1 protein-coding gene is annotated in these 251 nt (G+C 48.2%); it reads right to left on the bottom strand.

All coding sequences use genetic code 11. The features are described from left to right. The coding region (locus AB4496_RS29705; RefSeq protein ID WP_372133731.1) for a glutaredoxin family protein at positions 1 to 251 on the bottom strand (251 nt) is incomplete at both ends.

Genomic DNA, 251 nt, shown 5'->3' on the forward strand with positions numbered 1-251 from the left:
GTGGTATTGGTATTCAACACCCGCTTCATCAAGCATTTTCTTTGCCTTAACGCAGAATGGGCAGGTCGCTTTACCATAAACGATGTTGCCTTTTAGGCTGTCGCGTTTGGTCCACTCTTTGATCACGGATTGAACTAACACACCGCGGTTAAGCGCTTCGCCTTGGCTTACAACCTTGCCTTCAACAACAAGGATTGGAGCATGCCAAGAACCCAGTTTTAGCGGCTCCCACCAGTGAGACAACCAATCTT

Source organism: Vibrio sp. 10N.222.46.A1, from assembly GCF_041473595.1.
GTDB lineage: Bacteria > Pseudomonadota > Gammaproteobacteria > Enterobacterales > Vibrionaceae > Vibrio > Vibrio tasmaniensis_A.